Annotated in this window: 20 protein-coding genes; 15 read left to right on the top strand and 5 right to left on the bottom strand. The window is 64.4% G+C overall.

The features are described from left to right. The first annotated feature begins 2 nt into the window (after window positions 1-2). From CH285_RS26850 to CH285_RS26835, 4 genes are read left to right on the top strand one after another with little or no spacing between them, the layout of a single operon-like run. Window positions 3-998 (top strand): glycosyltransferase, encoded by a 996-nt coding sequence (locus tag CH285_RS26850; protein ID WP_032367283.1) that lies wholly within the window; start codon window positions 3-5, stop codon window positions 996-998. Continuing rightward, window positions 995-1936, top strand: a complete 942-nt coding sequence (locus CH285_RS26845; RefSeq protein WP_032388092.1) for an NAD-dependent epimerase/dehydratase family protein — start codon at window positions 995-997, stop codon at window positions 1934-1936. Before CH285_RS26850 ends, CH285_RS26845 begins: the two co-directional genes overlap by 4 nt. After that, window positions 1933-2400, top strand: coding sequence for a GtrA family protein (locus CH285_RS26840; protein WP_032374162.1), 468 nt, complete (start codon window positions 1933-1935; stop codon window positions 2398-2400). Before CH285_RS26845 ends, CH285_RS26840 begins: the two co-directional genes overlap by 4 nt. Further along, the gene (locus CH285_RS26835; protein ID WP_032388093.1) at window positions 2397-3233 is read left to right on the top strand and encodes a glycosyltransferase family 2 protein; all 837 of its coding nucleotides are present in this window, start codon (window positions 2397-2399) and stop codon (window positions 3231-3233) included. The genes CH285_RS26840 and CH285_RS26835 overlap by 4 nt, the downstream gene beginning before the upstream one ends. A 12-nt stretch (window positions 3234-3245) precedes the next feature. Here the strand turns inward: CH285_RS26835 and rfbB are convergent, their stop codons facing one another. Then, the gene (rfbB, locus tag CH285_RS26830) at window positions 3246-4250 is read right to left on the bottom strand and encodes a dTDP-glucose 4,6-dehydratase (protein WP_032388162.1); all 1005 of its coding nucleotides are present in this window, start codon (window positions 4248-4250) and stop codon (window positions 3246-3248) included. A gap of 90 nt (window positions 4251-4340) precedes the next feature. On the opposite strand from rfbB, the gene CH285_RS28115 reads away from it, so the two are divergent. The 3 genes from CH285_RS28115 to CH285_RS26810 are packed head-to-tail and all read left to right on the top strand — an operon-like array spanning window position 4341 to window position 6675. Further along, a complete protein-coding gene (locus tag CH285_RS28115) occupies window positions 4341-5117 on the top strand; it encodes a hypothetical protein (RefSeq protein WP_052066143.1) in 777 nt (258 codons plus the stop codon). Then, entirely contained in the window at window positions 5114-6322 is a 1209-nt protein-coding gene (locus CH285_RS26815; RefSeq protein ID WP_094643107.1) for a WXG100 family type VII secretion target, read from the top strand. Before CH285_RS28115 ends, CH285_RS26815 begins: the two co-directional genes overlap by 4 nt. Then, window positions 6319-6675 (top strand): hypothetical protein, encoded by a 357-nt coding sequence (locus tag CH285_RS26810; RefSeq protein ID WP_032388164.1) that lies wholly within the window; start codon window positions 6319-6321, stop codon window positions 6673-6675. Before CH285_RS26815 ends, CH285_RS26810 begins: the two co-directional genes overlap by 4 nt. Here CH285_RS26810 and CH285_RS26805 read toward each other — a convergent pair. Continuing rightward, window positions 6654-7208, bottom strand: coding sequence for a maleylpyruvate isomerase family mycothiol-dependent enzyme (locus CH285_RS26805; protein ID WP_052066145.1), 555 nt, complete (start codon window positions 7206-7208; stop codon window positions 6654-6656). The two genes, CH285_RS26810 and CH285_RS26805, sit on opposite strands and share 22 nt — an antisense overlap. A 147-nt stretch (window positions 7209-7355) precedes the next feature. Between CH285_RS26805 and rfbA the strand changes: the two genes are divergently transcribed. Together rfbA and CH285_RS26795 are read left to right on the top strand one after the other, a co-directional pair. Next, window positions 7356-8228: a glucose-1-phosphate thymidylyltransferase RfbA gene (gene rfbA, locus CH285_RS26800; protein ID WP_032388095.1), complete on the top strand. Its 873-nt coding sequence runs from the start codon at window positions 7356-7358 to the stop codon at window positions 8226-8228. Then, entirely contained in the window at window positions 8225-8806 is a 582-nt protein-coding gene (locus CH285_RS26795) for a dTDP-4-dehydrorhamnose 3,5-epimerase family protein (protein WP_032388096.1), read from the top strand. Before rfbA ends, CH285_RS26795 begins: the two co-directional genes overlap by 4 nt. Window positions 8807-8868: 62 nt before the next feature. On the opposite strand, the gene CH285_RS26790 is transcribed toward CH285_RS26795, so the two are convergent. Beyond that, on the bottom strand, window positions 8869-9897 hold the full coding sequence (locus tag CH285_RS26790; protein WP_032385366.1) for a TerC family protein: 1029 nt from the start codon (window positions 9895-9897) through the stop codon (window positions 8869-8871). A gap of 174 nt (window positions 9898-10071) precedes the next feature. Further along, window positions 10072-10590: a GtrA family protein gene (locus CH285_RS26785; RefSeq protein WP_080729430.1), complete on the bottom strand. Its 519-nt coding sequence runs from the start codon at window positions 10588-10590 to the stop codon at window positions 10072-10074. 47 nt (window positions 10591-10637) lie between these two features. Between CH285_RS26785 and CH285_RS26780 the strand changes: the two genes are divergently transcribed. The 3 genes from CH285_RS26780 to CH285_RS26770 are packed head-to-tail and all read left to right on the top strand — an operon-like array spanning window position 10638 to window position 14853. Further along, window positions 10638-12089: an FAD-binding oxidoreductase gene (locus tag CH285_RS26780; RefSeq protein ID WP_027494795.1), complete on the top strand. Its 1452-nt coding sequence runs from the start codon at window positions 10638-10640 to the stop codon at window positions 12087-12089. Next, window positions 12086-12850, top strand: coding sequence for a decaprenylphospho-beta-D-erythro-pentofuranosid-2-ulose 2-reductase (locus tag CH285_RS26775; protein WP_027494796.1), 765 nt, complete (start codon window positions 12086-12088; stop codon window positions 12848-12850). Before CH285_RS26780 ends, CH285_RS26775 begins: the two co-directional genes overlap by 4 nt. Before the next feature lie 5 nt (window positions 12851-12855). Further along, window positions 12856-14853 (top strand): galactan 5-O-arabinofuranosyltransferase, encoded by a 1998-nt coding sequence (locus CH285_RS26770; protein WP_094643108.1) that lies wholly within the window; start codon window positions 12856-12858, stop codon window positions 14851-14853. Between the two features lie 45 nt (window positions 14854-14898). On the opposite strand, the gene CH285_RS26765 is transcribed toward CH285_RS26770, so the two are convergent. Further along, window positions 14899-15351, bottom strand: coding sequence for a winged helix-turn-helix transcriptional regulator (locus CH285_RS26765; RefSeq protein ID WP_094643109.1), 453 nt, complete (start codon window positions 15349-15351; stop codon window positions 14899-14901). Between the two features lie 79 nt (window positions 15352-15430). Between CH285_RS26765 and CH285_RS26760 the strand changes: the two genes are divergently transcribed. The 3 genes from CH285_RS26760 to CH285_RS26750 all read left to right on the top strand — a co-directional run bounded on the left by CH285_RS26760 (window position 15431) and on the right by CH285_RS26750 (window position 21176). After that, window positions 15431-16129, top strand: coding sequence for a nitroreductase (locus CH285_RS26760; protein ID WP_052053690.1), 699 nt, complete (start codon window positions 15431-15433; stop codon window positions 16127-16129). Window positions 16130-16225: 96 nt separating this feature from the next. After that, window positions 16226-17995, top strand: coding sequence for a glycosyl transferase (locus CH285_RS26755; RefSeq protein ID WP_094643110.1), 1770 nt, complete (start codon window positions 16226-16228; stop codon window positions 17993-17995). A 10-nt stretch (window positions 17996-18005) separates the two neighbouring features. Continuing rightward, window positions 18006-21176, top strand: a complete 3171-nt coding sequence (locus tag CH285_RS26750; protein ID WP_255032242.1) for an arabinosyltransferase domain-containing protein — start codon at window positions 18006-18008, stop codon at window positions 21174-21176. The last annotated feature ends 74 nt before the right edge of the window (window positions 21177-21250 follow it).

Genomic DNA, 21250 nt, shown 5'->3' with positions numbered 1-21250 from the left:
GCATCTCCATCGTGGTTCCGGTCTACCAGGGCGAACGGACGCTCAGCGCGCTGATGGACGAGATCATCCCGTTGACGCAGGTCACCCACACGCCCCTCGGGCGGCCGATGATCGTCGAAGAAGTTCTCCTCGTGTTCGATCACGGACCCGACAACTCCGCAGCCGTGATCCGGCAGCTGACCGAGGCGCATACGTTCGTTCGTGGCGTGTGGCTCAGTCGTAACTTCGGCCAACACCCCGCCACCCTCGCCGGCATGGCTTCGAGCGGCGGCGAGTGGATCGTCACGATGGACGAGGACGGCCAGCATGACCCGGCCGCGATCGGCGGCATGCTCGATACCGCCCTCGACCGGCAGTCCACCGTCGTCTACGCCAAGCCGACGAACGTCGCACCGCACGGACTCTGGCGCAACGCCGCCTCACGCGGAGCGAAGTGGCTCATCGCCAAGGCTCTGGCCGGAGACAACACCGTCGACTACCAGAGCTACCGCCTGGTCCTCGGCGAAGTCGGTCGATCCGTTGCCGCCTACGCCGGCTCCGAGGCATACCTCGACATCGCACTCGGGTGGATTGCAGGCGACGTCACGACGAGCCCGGTAGCCCTGCGAGAAGAAGTGGACCGTCGATCGGGATACCGGCTGCGGACGCTTCTGTCGCACTTCTGGCGAATGGTGCTCTCCAGCGGCACCAAAGGTCTGCGACTGGTGTCCTTCATCGGCATCGCGTTCGCGCTACTGGGCCTCGTTCTCGTCGCCTACGTGCTGGTGTCGTACTTCGTCTTCGATTCCGGTGCCGAAGTGCGAGGCTGGGCATCGACGATGGTGATCCTGCTGTTCGGCTTCGGAGCCACCCTGTTCTCACTCGGAGTGGTGGCCGAGTACGTCGGCGTCAACGTCAAGACCGCCATGGGCAAGCCGCCCTACCTGATCGTGACCGACCCTGGAAACGGGCCGCTCGGACGCACCGAACCGTCGACCGATCCCGCACCGCCGGCGTGAACGCGACGCACACCTGGGTCGTCGGCAGCGGCGGACTGCTCGGCGCATCGGTGACGCGGGAAGCTCGACGACGCGGACATCACGTGCACACCAGTGCAATCCCGTGGTCCGACCGATCACTGGCCGAAGAAACTCTGCTGCAACGCTGTTCGGCCTTCTTCGACTCGTTCCGGACCGGCGCGTGGAACGTCGTCTGGGCCGCCGGAGCCGGCGTGAACGGCACCAGCGCAGCACAATTCGCCGAAGAGAACGATCTGATCCGGACCGTACTGGCCCGGGTCGAGTCCGTCGCTGCGGACCGCGCGGACACCGGAACGGTGTTTCTCGCCTCGTCTGCCGGAGGCGTCTACGCCGGCGCACCGGGAGCCCCACACGACGAAGAAACACCGCCGATCCCGTTGGGTGACTACGGTTTCGCGAAACTACAGTCCGAGTCGGTCGCGACCGAATTCGGCGTCCGCACCGGGGTCAACGTTGTCGTCGGCCGATTCGCCAACCTCTACGGCCCGGGACAGAATCTCGCGAAACCTCAGGGGTTGATCTCGCACCTGTGCCGCGGATACCTGATGGCCTCACCGGTGTCGATCTACGTCCCCATGGACACCCTGCGCGATTACCTCTACGTCAGCGACGCCGCCGAAATGGTGGCCGACGCCCTCGCCGTCTCCGCCGAACGACGTATCGCTCCGACCGTCAAGATCTTCGCCTCGGGTGAGGCCGTCACCATCGGTTCCATTCTCGGTGCCTGCCGAACGGTCTTTCGTCGACGCCCCAACGTAGTGCTTGCGGCCTCTCCCCTCGCGGCGTTCCAAGGACGCGACCTACGACTGCGGTCGACCGTCTGGCCGCAGATCGATCGACGCACCCACCGCACACTGCCTGCGGGTATCGCCTCGACCCTGTTCGCGACGCGTCAGGCACTGGCGGTGGGCCGATGACCGAACCGCAGACTCCCGCGCCTCCGGCCGGCATGAACGGTGCACCGGGACCACTGATGCGCATCGTCAAGAATCAGAAGATCGCATTTCTGCTCGTCGGCGGCGTCAACACCGCACTGGGCACCGCATGGTTCATCGTGTGGCAGTTGCTGATCGGCGAGCGATACGGCTACCACGCCGCCATCGTGCTCGGGTATCTCTGCAACGTACTGTGCGCGTTCGCGATGTATCGCTACCTCGTGTTTCGCGTTCGCGGGCACTTCTTCAGAGATCTGCTCCGGTTCTTCGTGGTCAACTTCGGAGCGTTCCTCGCCAACATCTCACTGATGACCCTCGCCGTCTCGGTGTTCCACTTCCCGCCCATCCCTTCCCAATTGGTCGTCACAGCAGTGATGGCAGTCGTCAGCTTCTTCGGCTACCGCGACTTCTCGTTTCGCAGAAAGAGCCAGGACCCCACACCATGACACCCCGAGTTTCCGTCGTCGTCCCGGCGTACAACAACGCCGAATACCTGGCCGAGACCATCGATTCGATTCTCGCCCAGACGTTCACGGACTTCGAGCTGGTCATTGCCGACCACTCGTCGACCGACGGCACCCTGGCCGTTGCCCAGAAGTACGACGATCCACGCATTCGCCTCCTCACCACACCCGCGGGCGGCGGGGCACAGGCCAACTGGAATCGCGTCACCGAGGAAGCATCGGGCGAGCTGATCAAACTCGTGTGCGGTGACGACACCATCCACCGCACCGCTCTCGCCGCCCAGGTACAGGCTTTCGACGCCCATCCGACCGCGGTACTCGTCGCCGCGCAACGCACGTTGATCGACGCCAACAGCAAAACCGTCATCGCCGCGCGCGGACTCGGCGGACTACAGGGAAAGACGTCGGGTCGAGTGGCCGCGAGAACGGCAGTTCGGGCCGGAGCCAACATCTTCGGTGAACCCGGTGGCGTCATGATGAAGCTGTCGGAACTGCACGCAGTCGGACTGTGGGACAACAATCATCCGTATCTGATCGACCAGGCCACCTTCATCGCCGTAGCGCTGCGCGGCGACATCGTTGCCATTCCCCAGCCGCTGGCGTCGTTTCGCATCAACTCGGGACAGTGGAGCGTCGAACTCGCCACCCAGCAGGCCCGTCAGGCCGCCGACTTCCACCGCTCCCTCCAGGCGAGCGACCCGACGTTGTTGTCCGACAGTGACGTTCGCATCGGCAACGCCAAGGCACTCATGACCTCGTTCATGCGGCGAGCCGTGTACCTGCTGCTGCGACATCGGATGTCGCGCAGCAGCTAGCGTTTCGGATTTTCAGGGCAGTACGGATTCCTTCGTCGCATAGACGGCCTCGGTGGCGTCCTTCTGCGGTCGCCACCACTGCTCGTTGTCGCGGTACCAGTCGACGGTCGCTTTCAATCCTGCGCGGAAGTCGACATAGGTTGGTGTCCAACCCAATTCGGTGCGGAGTTTGGTCGAGTCGATGGCGTAGCGCAGGTCGTGGCCGGGGCGGTCGGTGACGAAATCGAAGGCGTCGGGTGCGTTGCCGGTCTCTTCGAGGATCGCTTCGAGGACGGTGCGGTTGTTGGCTTCGCCGTCGGCTCCGATGAGGTAGGTCTCGCCGATGCGGCCACCGTCGATGATGGCCCAGACGGCGCTGTTGTGGTCATCGACGTGGATCCAGTCGCGCACGTTCTGCCCGGCACCGTAGAGCTTGGGGCGTGAGCCGCTGAGGATATTGGTGATCTGACGCGGGATGAACTTCTCCACGTGCTGATACGGGCCGTAGTTGTTGGAGCAGTTCGAGATGGTGGAGCGGACCCCGAACGATCGGGTCCACGCGCGCACCAGCAGATCACTCGACGCCTTGGTCGACGAGTACGGGCTCGACGGGTTGTACGGGGTCGATTCGGTGAATCTCGCCGGATCGTCGAGTTCGAGGTCGCCGTAGACCTCGTCGGTGGAGATGTGGTGGTAGCGGACGTCGTGCTCGCGGACCGCGTTGAGCAACGTGGTGGTTCCGATGACGTTGGTGTGCACGAACGGCCACGGGTCGGTCAACGAGTTGTCGTTGTGGGATTCGGCGGCGAAGTGGACGACGAGATCCGTCTCGCGAACGAGGCGGTCGACGAGATCGGCGTCGGCGATGTCGCCTTGCACGAAGTCGATGCGATCGGCGACGGGGGCCAGGGAGGCCTTGTTGCCGGCGTAGGTGAGCTTGTCGAGCACGGTGACCTGGGAGTCGGGGCGCTGCGCGAGGGTCTGATGTACGAAGTTCGCGCCGATGAACCCGGCCCCACCCGTGACGAGAATTCTCATGAACAGGCACTTTACCGGGGGATGCTCGTGTGGGCCGTTCTTGTCGGGCACGCGTGCTAGCTTCTGTTCGACTTCGGGGGGAGTACGTCAATGGGTCTGGGAAAAATTCTTGTCCGTCTCGCGGCACTGACAACGCTGCTGTTCGGGTTCATGTGGGCTATTCCGCAGCTGGCTCCGCAAGTGCCGGAACCGTACGAGGGTGTACGGACTCTTCCACCGGTGTCACCCAGACCCACGGGCTCGACGACAGTGCCGCCGCCCCTGCCGCCGGGTTTTCCGTCGATGGAACGCCCGCCACCGCAAATCGAGGTACCCGACGGGCAGCCGCAGCCCATCGCCACCAAATTCGGCTGGACTTACGACATTCCGGCTGACTGGGAGAATTGGAACGACGGATTCTCGGAGTGGGTCGGCGAGGACGGATCGACCGCAACATACGGCGCAATGGGTCTCCACGGACGATTCGATTGCGAAGGCGGTGAGTTCGAGTCTTCGGCAATCAGCGGAATGACCGGTCGTCGTGCCGGTGACTTGACTGTCCTCGCCTATCGAGAAGTGCAGAAAGCGTCGATGATCTTCACCAACGAAGATGGGTCTCTGGAACCCACCGTTCGGATCGGGGACCCCAAGTATCTGCAGATCGACGGAGCTCCGGCTGTCCACTACACAGCCCTGGTGGAAGACATACCGGATTCGCCGTACTGCCCTCCTCCCCGCGCGACATTCGACGTCGTCACGACTACCGGTTTCGCCACCGCAGAGGTCGCGGTCTTCGTCGTGCTTGCCGACCGTGATGTCGAGAACGCACTGACCGACGAAGACGTCGAAGACCTCATCTCCTCACTACGGAAGAGCTCGACGGAATGACCGAACAGCTCGCGGCGAAAACATCCGAAATCGCCGGTCTCGGTAATCTTCTCGATCGCATCGGTGCCGATACCCTGGCCAGTCACCACTATCTACTCGACAACGCGGGCCTCGGCGAGAACGTGGTCGGAGAAATTCTGAAGAAGCTGAGTCCGTATATCGCGCGCTTCCAAGAGATGACCCGCACCCGACACATTCACCTGTCGGCCAACTGCGGCGAGATGGGGGCCGAGCTGAACAAAGCTGCCTGGTTGTATGCCGATCAAGATCGAAAGAATTACGACCTGCTCAACGCCCACACATCTGTGCCACCGCTCCCCGGCAGCGACCGCGGGAGTTCGGATCACGCCGCGGCCGGGCATGTAGACGAATTCGACGGTGCCGCTGACTACGGTCATCCTCACGGAATCGATTATCCTCCAACCAATCCCGTCATCGACGACATCCGCGACGTGCTCGCCGATGCCTCCGAGTGGCTCGGCGAGATCGACCGAACGATCTTCGAACTCTCCGGGTGGAGTCCGCTACGCGAAGCGACCATTCCTATCACCGGCAACTGGAACGAAATCCGTCGAATCGGTCAGGCTTACCAGATTGCGGGCGACGCCATGGAAGCCGCAGCCGAGTCGTTGGCTGCAGGAGTACGCCGCGTCGACGGTCACTGGAACGGTGCAGCCGCACAGGCATTCACCGACTATGCCGACCGACAACTCGCCGCAATGCGATGGGAAGGGCATGCCGGCCGAACGATCGCCGCAATCTGTACAGCCATCGCCGAGCAACTTCGTGGCGCAGCGCTGGCAGTGGTCCGCAAGATCGTCGAATTGCTCGAGTCCGAAGTGGCCCTCGACAACGCCCGCGGTGCGCTGAAGGTCGTGCTCAAGAAAGTGCCGGTGGTCGGCACTGCATGGCAGGTGGAGAGCATCATCGAAATATGCTTGACGGCAATGGATCTGACCAAGGATCTCATTGTGAAGATCGAGCAGGTGGTCGACGACTTCGGCGGGTTCCTCGACGCGCTCGGCGACCCCGAAGGCCAGGTGGGCCAGAAGATCGACGACACACTGCGACCGCTGAACGACCTCCTCGACCACGGCACGCAAGCCGTCGAAGCGGGCAAGACCGCGGATATCCGACCGGTACTCGACACACCGGACGAGGACTTCTCCGTCGGCACCGGCGACGAACCATGGCGGGACGCATGATCGAGTCACTGCCTCCGCACGCCCGCGCTGCCTACGACCGACTGATGGCATCCTGCGGAGAGCTCGAAGCCACGCGTACACGCGCCTCGAACGCAGACCTGAAAACCCGGACCGTCACAACGGAACTACTGGCCCGCGTGGCGTCCTCACCGCGAGCGTCGGCCGACCTGATCCACTACGCACGCCGCGTCGCGTCGGGTGAATGCAGTTGGGAACGAATCCAGGTGGACGCGAATCCGCTGCCTCCGGAGGTGGACGAGCTCACAGCCGATCCGCTGATCGTGTGGCCGTCGGAATGGCCGACATCGACGACCGAAGCCCTGTCTCAGCCCTATCGAATCCCGTGGGAGTGAGCGCCGCTGGACGTGTAGGACCGTCGAACAGTACGCCCGGCAAAAGCCGCGATGCGCTCGTACGCGTTTGCTCCGTCGGGTGCAGGCTGCTCGGGATCGAAGGCACCACCCCTGCGCTCATCGGTCATATTGGCCGACATGAACACCATCCCCTCCTCCGCCACGGTCTGGTCGAAGTCGTCGGTACCACGCCCGAGCGCGGTCGCAAGGTCCCACGCGTGCACCGAAAGTTCAGCAGCGACCATGCCGGCCGGCAGCGGTGAACCTGCGTCGAGCTCGGTCAGCAGTTCGCGGGTCCGGGCGGTCCACAGCGGAACCGGATCCGAGGAGGGCTCGGGTGCGGCCGACCAGTCGATCTCCCCACCTCGCGCCATCGTCACCAGGTTGGCCGCGGTGTGCACCAGGTGGTCCGTCAGGTCAGCGACTGTCCACTCCGTGCAGGGCGTGGCCGACGCGCGTTCGGCGTCGGTCATTCCGGCCATCAATTCGGTGATCTGAGTGGCACCGGTGGCGATCTGGCTACTCGTCGTCACGTGGCTTGTCCTTTGTTCGGTCGACGGGCGGTTCCGTCGGAACGGGGCAGGGCTGGCCGGAGTCTATGGGCAGTTGCCACCTCGCGCGCCGGAAACGAAGGTGCACGACCGAGCGGGTGATCGGAGGGTCTGGAAGACTTCGGGCTCATGCGGGGAATCATTCTGGCGGGCGGCACGGGCTCACGGCTTCATCCGATCACGATGGGAGTGAGCAAACAGCTGGTCCCGGTCTACGACAAACCGATGATCTACTACCCCCTCTCGACCCTGATCCTCGCCGGCATCCGCGAGATCCTCATCATCACCACACCCCAGGACGCCGACCAGTTCGCACGCCTGCTCGGCGACGGCTCCCAATTCGGCATCTCCCTGACCTACCAGGTCCAACACGAACCCAACGGCCTCGCCCAAGCCTTCGTCCTCGGAGCCGAACACATCGGCACCGACTCCGCCGCCCTGGTGCTCGGCGACAACATCTTCTACGGCCCCGGCCTGGGCACCCAACTCTCACGCTTCGACACCATCGACGGCGGCGCCGTCTTCGCCTACGAGGTCTCCGACCCCACCGCCTACGGCGTCATCGAATTCGACGACAACCGAAAAGCCATCTCGTTGGAAGAAAAACCCACCGCCCCGAAATCGAACTACGCCGTCCCCGGCCTGTACTTCTACGACAACGACGTCATCGCCATCGCCCGCGACCTCGCCCCCTCCGCCCGCGGGGAATACGAGATCACCGACGTCAACCGCCACTACCTCGACGCCGGCCGCCTACAGGTCGAAGTCCTCCCCCGCGGCACCGCCTGGCTCGACACCGGCACCTTCGACTCCCTCCTCGACGCCTCCAACTACGTGCGCACCATCGAACAACGCCAAGGACTCAAGATCGGATCCCCCGAAGAAGTCGCCTGGCGACGAGGATTCATCACCGACGACGAACTCCGCGCCCGCGCCGAGACACTCGTCAAATCCGGCTACGGCCGCTACCTGCTGGACCTGATCGACCGAGGAAACCGATGACCTTTCGTGAACTGACAATATCCGGCGCCTACGAATACACCCCACGCCAATTCGGCGACGACCGCGGCGTGTTCTTCGAATGGTTCAAAGCGAGCCTCTTCGAGGAAACCACCGGGCGAGCCCTGGACCTGAAGCAGGCGAACTGCTCGGTCTCCGCCGCCGGAGTACTGCGCGGAATCCACTTCACCACCAACCCACCCGGGCAAGCGAAATACGTCACCTGCGCCCGCGGAGCGTTCCTCGACGTCATCGTCGACCTACGCGTCGGCTCCCCGACGTTCGGGCAATGGGACAGCGTGCTGATCGACGACATCGACCGCAGAGCAGTGTTCCTCTCCGAAGGCCTCGGGCACGCCATCTTGTCGTTGGAAGACAACTCCACCGTCATGTACCTGTGCGGCCTCGAATACACCCCGGCACTGGACCGCGACATCAACCCCCTCGACCCCGCCCTGGGCATCGACTGGCCCACCACCGGCCGCGACGGATCGCCCCTGACCTACGAGCTCTCCGCCAAAGACAAAGCCGCCCCCACCCTCACCGAAGCCCTCGAAGCAGGAAACCTGCCCACCTTCTGAGTAAGTCGTTGCTGGGGCGACACCGCGGTCGTGCGGCGTCGCCCCAACACCCGATGCGAAGGCTACAGACGGTCTTTCCGTCGACCGCGCGTGCTCCACAAAGGTTGAGCCGCAGCAAGTTCCGTTTCCGTCGCCGTCCGGAACGGAGACGCCGACTGGTCGACCTGCGGGTGCGCATCCTGCCCTCGGGTGGCTCGCAAACTGAGGATCACGGAGACCGCGAGAATCGACGAGATGACACCGAGCGAGACGGCGGTGGGGATGTAGAACACGTCGACCTTGAGTGCCATCTTGATGCCGACCCAGATGAGGACCAACGCCAGTCCCACCTTCAGATACACGAATCGGTGCATCAGGTCCGCGAGTAGAAAGTACATCGCGCGCAGTCCGAGAATGGCGAATGCGTTGGCGGTGAACACCAGGAAGGGGATGTCGGTGACGGCGAAGATGGCCGGGATGGAATCGACAGCGAAGACGATGTCGGTGACTTCGACGAGGACCAGCACCGCCAACAGCGGAGTGGCCAACGCGACGCCCCCGATGCGCACCACGAACTTCTGCCCGTAGAACGCGTCGGTCATGGGAACGTAGCGACGGAACAACCGCAGCGTACGAGACTGTTCGGGATCGAGATGCTCGTTGCGCTGACGCACCATTCGGTATCCGGTGAAGATCAAGAAGGCAGCGAAGAGGTAGAGCACCGCGCTGAAGCTGGCGATGAGGGCAGATCCCCCGGCGATGAAGATGCCACGAAAGACCAGCGCACCGAGTACGCCGAAGAACAGGACGCGGTGTTGCAACTCCCTGGGCACCGCGAAATACGTGAAGATGATGGCCCACACGAACACGTTGTCGACCGCCAGCGACTTCTCGATCAGGTAGCCGGCAAAGTATTGCTGGCCGAACTCCGCACCGGCAGTGGCCCAGATCAGTACTCCGAATCCGACGCCGAAAGCGACCCAGATACCTGACCAGACAGCCGCTTCGCGCACTCCGATGACGTGTGCTCGCCGATGGGCGAACAAATCGACCGCGAGCATGGCGACGATGAAGCCGAGTACTGCCACCCAAGCCCAGAATGGAACGGACATGACAACCTCCAGTTCTGTGAACTGGAGGTCTCTCCCGCCCGACGTGGGCCGCTCGCCGGGCCCGGATTGCCGGGCCGTGGTGACGACGAAGCTGCTGGGGGATACTCCCCTCCTGAGGCCATATTGAACCAGGACATCGGCCCGGGATCAAGGAAACTCAGCGCCCCACAACAGTTACCGAATTTTGAAGATCACGAACCGCTGCACCAGGAAGTTGATGACCGTCGCCGTTCCCTGCGCGACGACGAAAGCCACGTTGGCGTACCAGAAGCCGTCGGGAAGAACCTGGTAGAGCCAGGTGTAGATGCCGACCTGGACGGCGAAGGTGACCCCGTACAGTGCGACGACGGCGAGGAACCGGGCCCGGGACGGTGCCGCGTTGAACGTCCACCGACGGTTGATCAGATACGCCGTGGTGGTGCCGAGCACGAACCCGATCGCCTTGGCCAGAGTCACCCCGACGCCGAACACGAAATGCAGGATCAGATTGACGCCCTGGTCGACGATTGCCGACAGCACACCCGTCGCCAAGAACCGCACTACCTGCGTCTTGAGATCGAGGGCCGCGTCGGCGATGTTCTCGGTCAGTGGCAGCTCGACGGGCAGCGGGACGTGATGCTGCAGCTCGTCGTCCTCGGGCGACCAGTCGTCGTTCCCGGAGCCGTCTTCGATGGAGCGATCAGGGGTGGACACGAGGACTGACATTAGCTGCTACCGCAATGCGGGTACCCTCTTGAGCGATGTCCACGACAGCCGACGACGCACTCTTCCCCCTGGAACCACAGGCCGGGAACACTGCGCCGCTACCCACGCAGACCCGCACACTCACTGGTTGGGGCCGCACTGCGCCCTCCACCGGCGAGGTGCTCTCGACCTCCGACCCCGAGCTCATCGCGAACGCGGTCAAGCAGGTCGCCGAGCAGAACGACTCCAAGCCGGCCTACCTCCGACGCGGCGTCATCGCCCGCGGCCTCGGCCGCTCCTACGGTGACAACGCGCAGAACTCCGGCGGACTCGTCATCGACATGAATGCCCTCAACGGCATTCACAGCATCGACGCGTCGACGCGCATCGTCGACGTCGACGGTGGCGTCAACCTCGACCAACTGATGCGCGCAGCGCTGCCGTTCGGCCTGTGGGTTCCAGTGCTTCCGGGTACCCGTCAGGTCACCATCGGCGGAGCCATTGGCACGGACATCCACGGCAAGAACCACCACAGCGCGGGCAGCTTCGGCAACCACGTCCGCTCGATGGAACTGCTCACCGCCGATGGCCAGATCCGCCACCTGACGCCTACCGGCAAGAACGCCAAGCTCTTCTGGGCGACGGTCGGCGGCAACGGCCTGACCGGCATCATCCTGCGCGCGACGATCGAGATGACGCCCACGGAAACGGCCTACTTCATCGCCGACGGCGACGTCACCAGCACCCTCGACGAGACCATTGCCCTGCACAGCGACGGCAGTGAGAACAACTACGACTACTCGAGCGCCTGGTTCGACGCCGTGGCTCCGCCCCCCAAGCTCGGCCGCGCAGCTCTCTCACGTGGATCGCTGGCGCGCCTCGACCAGCTTCCCGAAAAGCTGCAGAAGGATCCGCTGCGCTTCAACGCCAAGCCGCTCGTGAAGTTCCCCGACATCTTTCCGAACGGGCTCGCCAACAAGTACACGTTCTCCGCCGTCGGCGAGGCCTGGTACCGCAAGGCCGGCAACTATCGGAACAAGGTTCAGTCCCTGACAGCGTTCTACCACCCACTCGACATGTTCAGTGAGTGGAACCGCGCCTACGGCTCCAAGGGATTTCTGCAGTACCAGTTCGTGGTGCCGCCGGAGGCCGTCGACGAGTTCAAGAAGATCATCGTCGACATCCAGAAGTCGGGGCACTACTCGTTCCTCAACGTGTTCAAGCTGTTCGGGCCGGGAAACAAAGCGCCGCTGAGCTTTCCGATTCCAGGCTGGAACATCTGCGTGGACTTCCCGATCAAGCCGGGCCTGAACGAGTTCGTCCGCGAACTCGACAAGCGTGTGCTCGAGTTCGGCGGTCGTCTGTACACCGCGAAGGATTCGCGCACCGACGCCGAGACGTTCCACTCGATGTACCCGCGGATCGACGAATGGATCAAGGTTCGTCGATCTGTTGACCCTACAGGCGTTTTCGCCTCCGATATGGCTAGAAGGCTGGAACTGCTGTGACGATAGACGCCGTAGGTAACCCACAGACGATTCTCGTTCTGGGTGGCACCAGCGAGATCGGTCTCGCGATCACCGAGGAGTACCTGTCGAAGTCTCCGGCACGCGTCGTTCTCGCTGCGCTGCCCAACGATCCGCTGCGTGAGAGTGCCGTTGCACAGCTCACCGCCAAGGGCGCGAAGTCCGTGGACGTCATCGACTTCGACGCACTCGACACCGCGTCGCATCCGAAGGTCATCGACGCGGCCTGGGCCAAGGGTGACGTCGACGTGGCGATCGTTGCCTTCGCCGTCGACTTCGATGCCGAGCAGCTCTGGCAGGACCAGCGCAAGGCCGTCCTCGCCGCGAACATCAACTACACCGCATCCGTGTCGGTCGGCGTTCTGCTGGGCGAGAAGATGAAGGCGCAGGCGTACGGCCGCATCATCGTCATGTCCTCGGTGGCAGGCGAGCGGGTCCGTCGCTCGAACTTCGTCTACGGCTCCACCAAGGCCGGTCTCGACGGTTTCTACCTCGGACTCGGAGAAGCGTTGCGCGAGTTCGGTCCTCGGGTCACCGTCGTTCGTCCGGGCATGGTGCGCACCAAGTTCAGCGCCCACGTCAAGGAAGCGCCGATGACCGTCGACAAGGAGGTCATCGCGAAGCTCGCGGTGAATGCATCGCGCAAGGGCACCCCGCTCATCTGGACTCCCGCACCGTGGCGTCTGGTGATGATGGTGCTGCGACACGTGCCGCGGCCGATCTTCCGCAAGCTGCCCATCTGATCTCGATGACTGACGGGGTTGCACCGGCTCGCAGAACCGCCTCTGCCGTCGGGGAGATCGTTCTCGGTGCGCTCGTCGCAGTCGTGGTGGCGACGGTCGGGCTGTACGCCTTCTCACTGGTTCAGTGGCCGGCGTTCAACTCGTCCAACGTCACTCGCGCTCTGACAACTCTGGGCCAGGTGGTAGCCGCGGCACTGTTCGCGTCGTCGATCTACCTGTACCGAATTCGCAAGTGGCCGTGGATCGCTCGACTCTCGGCGTGGGTCGGGCTCTCCGGTTTCGTCACCGTCACCCTCGGAATGCCCTTGGCGGCAACCAAGCTGTACCTGTTCGGCATCTCCGTCGACCAGGAGTTTCGCACCGAATACCTGACGCGGCTGACGGATTCGGCGTCGTTGCGCGACATGACGTACGCCGACATCCCACCGTTCTACCCCGCCGGTTGGTTCTGGCTCGGTGGACGGGTCGGCAACCTGCTGGGTATGGACGGCTGGGAAGTGTTCAAGCCGTACGCAATCGGACTGCTTGCCGTCACGTCGGTGGTCGCTTTCGTACTGTGGAAGGCCCTGATCCGCAGCGACTGGGCCGTCGCCGTCAGCGCTGTCACGACTGCATTGGTTGTCGCCTACGCCTCCCCCGAGGCCTACAGCGCCGTCATCGTGCTGCTGTTCGCCCCGGCATTGCTCCTGGCCTTGGGCGCGTTGCATCGCCCCGTCACTCCTGTCTCCGACGGGGCTGGAGCGGCCACCCCCGTCGGGATCAATGTGGCATCCAGTCGGTCAGACGGCAAGAATGGGACATTCATCCCCACGGGGGGACGCGCAGCAGGCGGCTGGGGAGCGGTAATCGGTACCGGCCTGTTCCTCGGTCTGGCCGCGACGTTCTACACCCTGTACCTGGGTCTGGCCGCCTTCACCGTCGTGCTGATGGCCTTGTTCGCCGCCGTTCTCTCCTACCGCGAGCGCAAGACCTGGCGGGCCTTGATTCCCATTGCACTCAAAGTGGCTGCGATCGCTGTCATCTCGGGCCTCATAGCGGCGACGGTATGGCTGCCGTATCTCGTCGACTTCCTCCGCGGCGCACCGTCCACATCGGGCACCGCACTGCACTACCTGCCCGAGGCCGGTGCAACGCTTCCGTTCCCGATGTTCGAGTTCTCGATGATGGGCATTCTGTGCCTCATCGGAACGGTATGGGTCGCAGTACGTTTCTCGTCGTCGCGTCGAGCACAGGCACTCGGAGTCGGCGTCGTCGCGGTCTACCTGTGGACGTTGCTGTCGATGGCGGCCACGGCTGCGGGCACCACACTGCTCTCGTTCCGACTCGAAGCGGTTCTCATCGTATTGCTCGGCAGCGCAGGCGTTTTCGGATTCCTCGAAGGCAGCCACGCGATCTACCAGGCCATCAACGAGCCACCGAAGTTCCGCATCGCTGCCGTCGTCGTCGCGGCCATCGGCGCAATGGCCTTCGCGCAGAACATCCCCCAGGTACTGCAGAGCGAGATCACCGTCGCGTACTCCGACACCGACGGTGACGGCAACCGTGCCGATATGCGTCCGCCGAGCGCCGTCTCGTACTACCGCGAGGTCGACGACGCCCTGACCGAACAGACTCAGCGCCCACGCGACGAAACCGTCCTGCTCACCGCGGACACCTCGTTCCTGAGCTACTACCCGTACTTCGGGTTCCAAGGACTGACCTCGCACTACGCCAACCCGCTGGCGCAGTTCGATCAGCGGGCCGACGCCATCGAGCGGTGGACCGAGCTCGAGACTCCCGACCAGATGATCGAGGCACTCGACACCAGCCAGTGGCGCGCCCCCGACGCCTTCCTGTTCCGCCGCGGTGCCGACGGCTACACCTTGAGACTGGCGGAGGACGTCTACCCGAACGATCCGAATGTGCGGCGCTACACCGTCACCTTCCCCGAGTCACTGTTCGAGGATCCACGCTTCACGGTGACCGATATCGGGCCCTTCGCACTGGTCGTACGCACTGCATAATCGCTGCGCGCGCCGGATCGAGACCGCGGCCGCAGGCCGAGTACGTCACGGCGCAAGCGGGTTACCCACGGCAGGCGTCGGCAGCACCTGGCGAGCCGTGATCTCATCGCCGCACGAGTCACACTCGAGCCTCACATGTGCGTTGCCCCCACAGTCGCGGTGCGTGTAGTGCACGGGGGCACCGTCGGGTGCCATGTACGCGTCGCCCCAGTCCTTGAAGGCCATCAGAATCGGATAGATGTCGTGGCCCTTGCGGGTCAGCCGGTATTCCGCGTAGGTGGAATCGGTCTGCACCTTGGCGAGAATGTCGTGCTCGACGAGGCGGTCGAGTCGATCCTGCAGCCGACTTCGTGAGATCCCCATGGCGCTCTGGAAGTGGTTGAAACGGCGAACCCCTGCGAACGACCACTTCAGAATCACCAGCGTCCACCGGTCACCCAGAACGGACAGAGACCTCGAAATCGAGCAGGGCACATCGGCCAGCTCCGCATGACGCATACCGTCGACCTTACCCAGCAGTCTCGAAACGAGACTATTGCTGCTACTTTGTAGTCTCGAAATGAGACCAGGGGTGTACATGGACGCTGTGACAGACGATCGAGGGCAGCAATTCTCGGCACTCGCCGGAATTCTCGAAGAACGCTGGACGTGCCGACAGTTCCGGCCGGATGCAGTGCCACGCGGCGATATCGAGCGTGTGCTCGCGCTGAGCCAGCGCACACCGTCGTGGTGCAACACCCAGCCGTGGCAGGTCATCGTGACGGAAGGGGAAGGGACAGACCGCTTCCGCCGGACACTCCAGGACCACGTCCGCGGCGGCGGCCCCGTGCAGAGTGACATCCCCTTCCCCACCCAGTACGCCGGCGACTATCGCGACCGTCGCCGTGCGTGCGGACTGCAGCTCTACGACAGTGTCGGCATCGAGAAGGGGGATCCGCGCGCCCTTGCTCAGATGCTCCGCAACTTCGACTTCTTCGATGCGCCACACGTCGCCGTGATCACCACCGAGGCCGATCTCGGCGAGTACGGAGCGATCGACTGCGGTCTGTACGTCAACACCTTTCTGCTCAGCGCACACAGCCTCGGCATCGCAACCGCCCCACAGGCCGCCCTCGCGTCGTACTCCGATTTTCTGCACGACTACTTCGACATACCGGAGCACCGGCGCATCGTGCTCGGCATCTCGTTCGGATACGCGGACCTGGAGCACCCGATCAACTCGTTCCGAACCGAACGGGCGGACGTGACGAATGTGGCCACCTGGATCGGTGACTGATCCGTACATAGGGGTGGGGCGGCGTCGCACTCCAGCCGGTGTGACCCAGCACGTTCGAGTTTTCGCCCACCGTGATCTTTCTGTAACCTCGACGCGATGACCACCCACGACCAGAGCGTTCTCGAGCGGCAGCCGACCACGGCACCGGCTCGACACTCCGGCGTCGGGCAAGGCGACATCGTGGCGGCCGTCGGGTTTCTGATCGCCGCCGTGTACGTCCTGCAGGGTCAGTGGCGCAATCTCAACGGTGGCTACCTCTACAACAGCGGCCAGGACCAGACGATGTGGGAGTGGTTCTTCTCCGTCGCCGCCCATGCCGTCGCGCATCTGGACAATCCACTGTCCAGTGACCTGCAGAATTACCCACTCGGGGTGAATCTGATGGCGAACACGGCGATGTTCGGCATCTCCATTCCGCTGGCCCCGATCACGTTACTTTTCGGACCAACGGTGACCTGGGCAATTGCCCTCACAATCGGCCTCGCAGGCACCTCGTTCGCCTGGTACTGGCTGTTCTCGCGTCAGCTGAACGCGTCCAAGGGTGCCGCCGCAATGGGCGGCGCACTGTGCGGCTTCGCGCCCGGTGCCATCTCCCATGCCAACGGCCACCCCAACTTCGTGGTGCTGTTCCTGCTCCCGGTCATCGCGATGCTGGTCACCCGCATCGCACACGGCGGCGGAACCACCAAGAACACCGTCGGGCTCGGCCTGATCGTCGCGCTGCAGATTCTGCTCGGCGAAGAACCGCTGCTGATCTTCGCGATGTCGTTCGCCATCTTCGCCGTCGTCTACTACCTGTCCCGGCCGCGATCGCTGTGGCCGGCCGTCCGCAATGCCGTACCCCGGCTCGCGGTATCGGCGAGCATCGCGCTGGTCATCGTGGCCTTGCCGCTGTGGTGGCAGTTCTTCGGACCGCAGTCGTATTCCTTCCTCGAACACGGCCCGATGGGCAACGACGCCAAAGCCCTCTTCCAGTTCCCGACGCAATCCATCGGTGGCGTCGCCACCCCGGGACAGAACGTACGGATCAACGCCACCGAGGAGAACGCCTACTTCGGTTGGCCGCTGCTCGTGCTGTGCCTCGTGGCGGCAGTGTGCATGTGGCGTGTTGCCTGCGCCAGGGCCGCGGCTGCCACGGCCACTGTCATGAGCGTGCTCTCGCTCGGCGCAACGCTGATGATCGGCAAGAACGACACCGGCATCACCCTGCCGTGGACGAAACTTGCCGAATACCCACTCGTCGAATCCGTCCTCGAGACCCGCTTCGCCCTCGGCGCGGTCCCCGCACTGGCTCTGTTGCTCGTCCTGGCCACCGATCGGACGTTCCGCAACGGACTACGGCCGTTGCCTGCATTCTGGATCGCCGGACTCGCCCTCGCCCTCGTTCCGCTGATCCCGACGCCGCTGGTCACCGTCGACAAATCCCCCACACCCCGGTTCTTCGCCGACGGCGATTGGCAGAACTACGTCGACGACGGTTCCGTCGTCACCGTCCCTCTCCCACGGCCCGAGGACGCCCGGCCGCTGCGTTGGCAGATGGACGCGGACATGGGCTTCACGCTGGCCGCCGGATACTTCGTCGGACCGAGCGATCAGGAAGAGAAGGTCGCCAAGTACGGCGCCGTCGATCGCCCGACTGCGCTGCTGCTCGGCTCGGTCTACGACTCCGGCACCGTCCCCGAGATCACCGCCGATCAGCGCAGCCAGGCGGCGCAGGACATGAGCTTCTGGGAAGCCGACGTCGTGGTACTTCCGCCGAGCAAGAACACCGTCGCTTTGCGCAGCACGGTCACCGAGCTGCTCGACGTCCAGCCGCAATACACCGGCGGCGTATGGGTGTGGGATGTGCGCTCGCTCGTCCAATAGCATCGCCGGTGTGCCTGCGACCGCTCCGAACATCACGACCGCCCGGCTGATAGCGATCGTCACCGGCATCATCGGTGCCGTCCTGGCCATCGCCACTCCGCTGCTGCCGGTGCAGCAGGACGTCTCCACGCTGTCGTGGCCGCAGAGCTCGTTCGGCAGTGTCAACGCTCCGCTGGTGAGCTACTCCCCGCTCGATCTGGACGCGACAATCCCGTGCAGTACTGCCACTCGGCTCGACGGCGGCGGCACGGTGATGTCCACCGCTCCGATCGCGGCGGCGAAAACCGAGCAGCGAGCATTGACCGTGCGGGTCGACGACGATCGACTGCAGGTGCTGCTGCGCGATCGCGTTCTCGCCGAGGCTCCCGTGTCCGACCTGGCCTCCGATTGCGCGCTGACCATCTCCTCGAACGCCGCTCGCACGGTGGTCGACCTCGGCGGCGCGGCCACCACTGTCGACGGCGACGTCCGACCTCAGGTCGTCGGCATCTTCACCGACCTCACCGCGCCGGTCGACGGTCTGAACGTGCGCGTGGACATCGACTCCCGCTACTCCTCGACCCCGACGACGTTCAAGCTGCTGGCGATGATCGTCGGCGCGCTGGCCGTCGTCGCCTCCCTGTTCGCATTGCATCGCCTCGACAGCGTGGACGGTCGGCGTCACCGCCGCTTCCTGCCGTCGCGCTGGAAGACGGTGACCGGCGTCGACGCCGTCGTCGTCGGAGTGCTGGTGTTGTGGCACTTCATCGGTGCCAACACCTCCGACGACGGCTACCTGCTCAACATGGCACGCGTCTCCGAGCACGCCGGATACATGGCCAACTACTTCCGCTGGTTCGGCGTTCCCGAAGCACCGTTCGGCATGCCGTACTACGACATGCTGGCCGCCCTCGCCAAAGTCAGCACCGCCAGCATCTGGATGCGCCTACCCGCCACGATCGCCGCACTGCTGTGCTGGCTCGTCATCAGCCGCGAGGTCATCCCCCGCCTCGGGCGCGCGGTACTGACCAACCGCGTCGCGCTGTGGACCGCAGGCCTGGTGTTCCTCGCCTTCTGGCTGCCCTACGACAACGGACTGCGCCCGGAACCCGTCATCGCCCTGGGCGCGCTGCTGACGTGGTGCTCGATCGAGCGTGCGATCGCCACCGGACGACTGTTGCCCGCCGCGGTCGGCACACTGATCGCCGCCTTCTCGCTCGCCGCCGGACCCACCGGACTGATCGCCGTCGCCGCGCTGCTCGCAGGCCTCCGCCCGATCGTGATGATCGTCGTCAAACGAGCCCGGCAAGTGGGGTTGCTCGCGGTCCTCGCGCCGCTGATCGCGTCGGGACTGGCCGTGGTGATCGCGATCTTCGCCGACCAAACTCTGAGCACCGTGCTCGAAGCGACCCGGGTGCGCTCGGCTCTCGGACCCAACGTGCCGTGGTTCGAGGAACGAGTGCGCTGGGACGCGTTGATGACCATCTCCCCCGACGGCTCGCTCGCCCGACGATTCGGCATGTTCGCGATGCTGCTGTGCATCGTCGTCTGCATAGCGGTGATGCTCCGCAAGAACGGACGCATCCCCGGTACCGCCACCGGGCCATCGCGTCGGATACTCGGAATCGTGCTGGGCGCACTGGCTTTGATGATGTTCACCCCCACCAAGTGGACCCACCACTTCGGTGTGTACGCCGGTCTCGCCGCGTCTCTCGGCGCACTGGCAGCGGTGGCCGTCACGGCGGCCACCGTCCGATCCCCGCGTAACAGAACGCTGTTCACCGCCGCAGTGCTGTTCCTGACGGCGGTGGCGTTCACCAGCTCGAACGGTTGGTGGTACGTCTCGAGCTACGGCATTCCGTGGTTCGACAAGCCGCCGTCCATTGCCGGCAAGGGCTTCTCGACCATCCTGCTCGGCCTGACCGTGCTGACCCTGCTGTATGCGGCGTACCAACATGTCCGATTGCCTTATCGCACAGCAGAAACCACCACGCGTCGACGCTTCGCCCCCTCCGCATTGACCATCGTCGCCGGCGGTGTCGTCGCATTCGAAGTGCTCTCGTTCGCCAAAGGCGCTGTGGCCCAATACCCTGCGTACTCCATCGCGCGATCCAACTTCTCCGCACTCGCCGGCAACTCGTGCGGACTCGCCGGTGACGTGCAGGTGGAGACCGACGTCAACGGGTCCGTCCTGCAGCCGATCGACCCCGCCGCGGACGCGCTGGGAGCAGGTGGCAGCACCGGATTCACCCCGGACGGCGTCGCCGAAGACCTCACGGCCGACTCCGAGGACACCGCCCAGGGCAGTGCCAACTCCATCCGCCCCGAGGACTCCGAAGAGAGCGCGTCGGCCACCTCGTCGAACTCCGCAGGCACCTCGGGCGGAACCAACGAGAACGTCGGAATCAACGGCAGCACAGTCGCTCTGCCGTTCGGACTGAACCCCGAAACGACCCCGGTCCTCGGCAGCTTCGGAGCCACCGAGCCCGCGTCACTGACCTCCGGTTGGTATTCGCTGCCTGGAGAGGGCGACCTGATCGCCATCGCCGCCGCAGGCCGAATTCGCTCGGTGGACAAGGACGGCATCGTCACCCCGGGCCAACGCGTCGAACTGGAATACGGACGCCGCGACGGCGGCGACGTCCAGGCACTCGGCCGTGTCACGCCTCTCGACATCGGCCCCGCCCCGTCGTGGCGCAACCTGCGGGTACCGATGAGCGACCTACCCGACGATGCGAACGCCGTTCGCATCGTCGCCGAGGACAACGACCTGGCCGGAGATCAGTGGCTCGCCGTCACTCCCCCACGTGTCCCGAAAACTCAGACGCTGAATTCTCTGGTCGGGTCCACCGACCCCGTTCTGCTCGACTGGGCGGTCGGGCTGGCGTTCCCGTGCCAGCGTCCGTTCGATCATCGCGACGGCGTCGCCGAGGTGCCGCAGTACCGCATCCTGCCCGACCGAACCGGAGCCGAATCCACCAACGCCTGGCAGGATTCTTTCGGTGGCGGCCCGCTGGGGTGGACCGAACTGCTGCTCGGTGCCCAGACTCTGCCGTCGTATCTGGCCGACGACTACGCCCGCGATTGGGGGTCGATCGAGAGATACACGCCACTCGATCCGGCTGCCGCGACCGCCCGGATCACCGTCGAGCAACAGTCTCGGTCGGGACTGTCCAGCGACGGACCGATGAAGACCGGCTGATTCCCTGTTTCTCCATCGGATCCGGGGACGGCGCCTGTGTGACCTCGAAGTCACGCTCGCATAACATCGACAAT

Origin of the sequence: Rhodococcus sp. 05-2256-B1 (assembly GCF_002258465.1) — a bacterium.
Lineage (GTDB): Bacteria > Actinomycetota > Actinomycetes > Mycobacteriales > Mycobacteriaceae > Rhodococcoides > Rhodococcoides fascians.
This window is presented reverse-complemented; position numbering and strand designations above follow the sequence as displayed.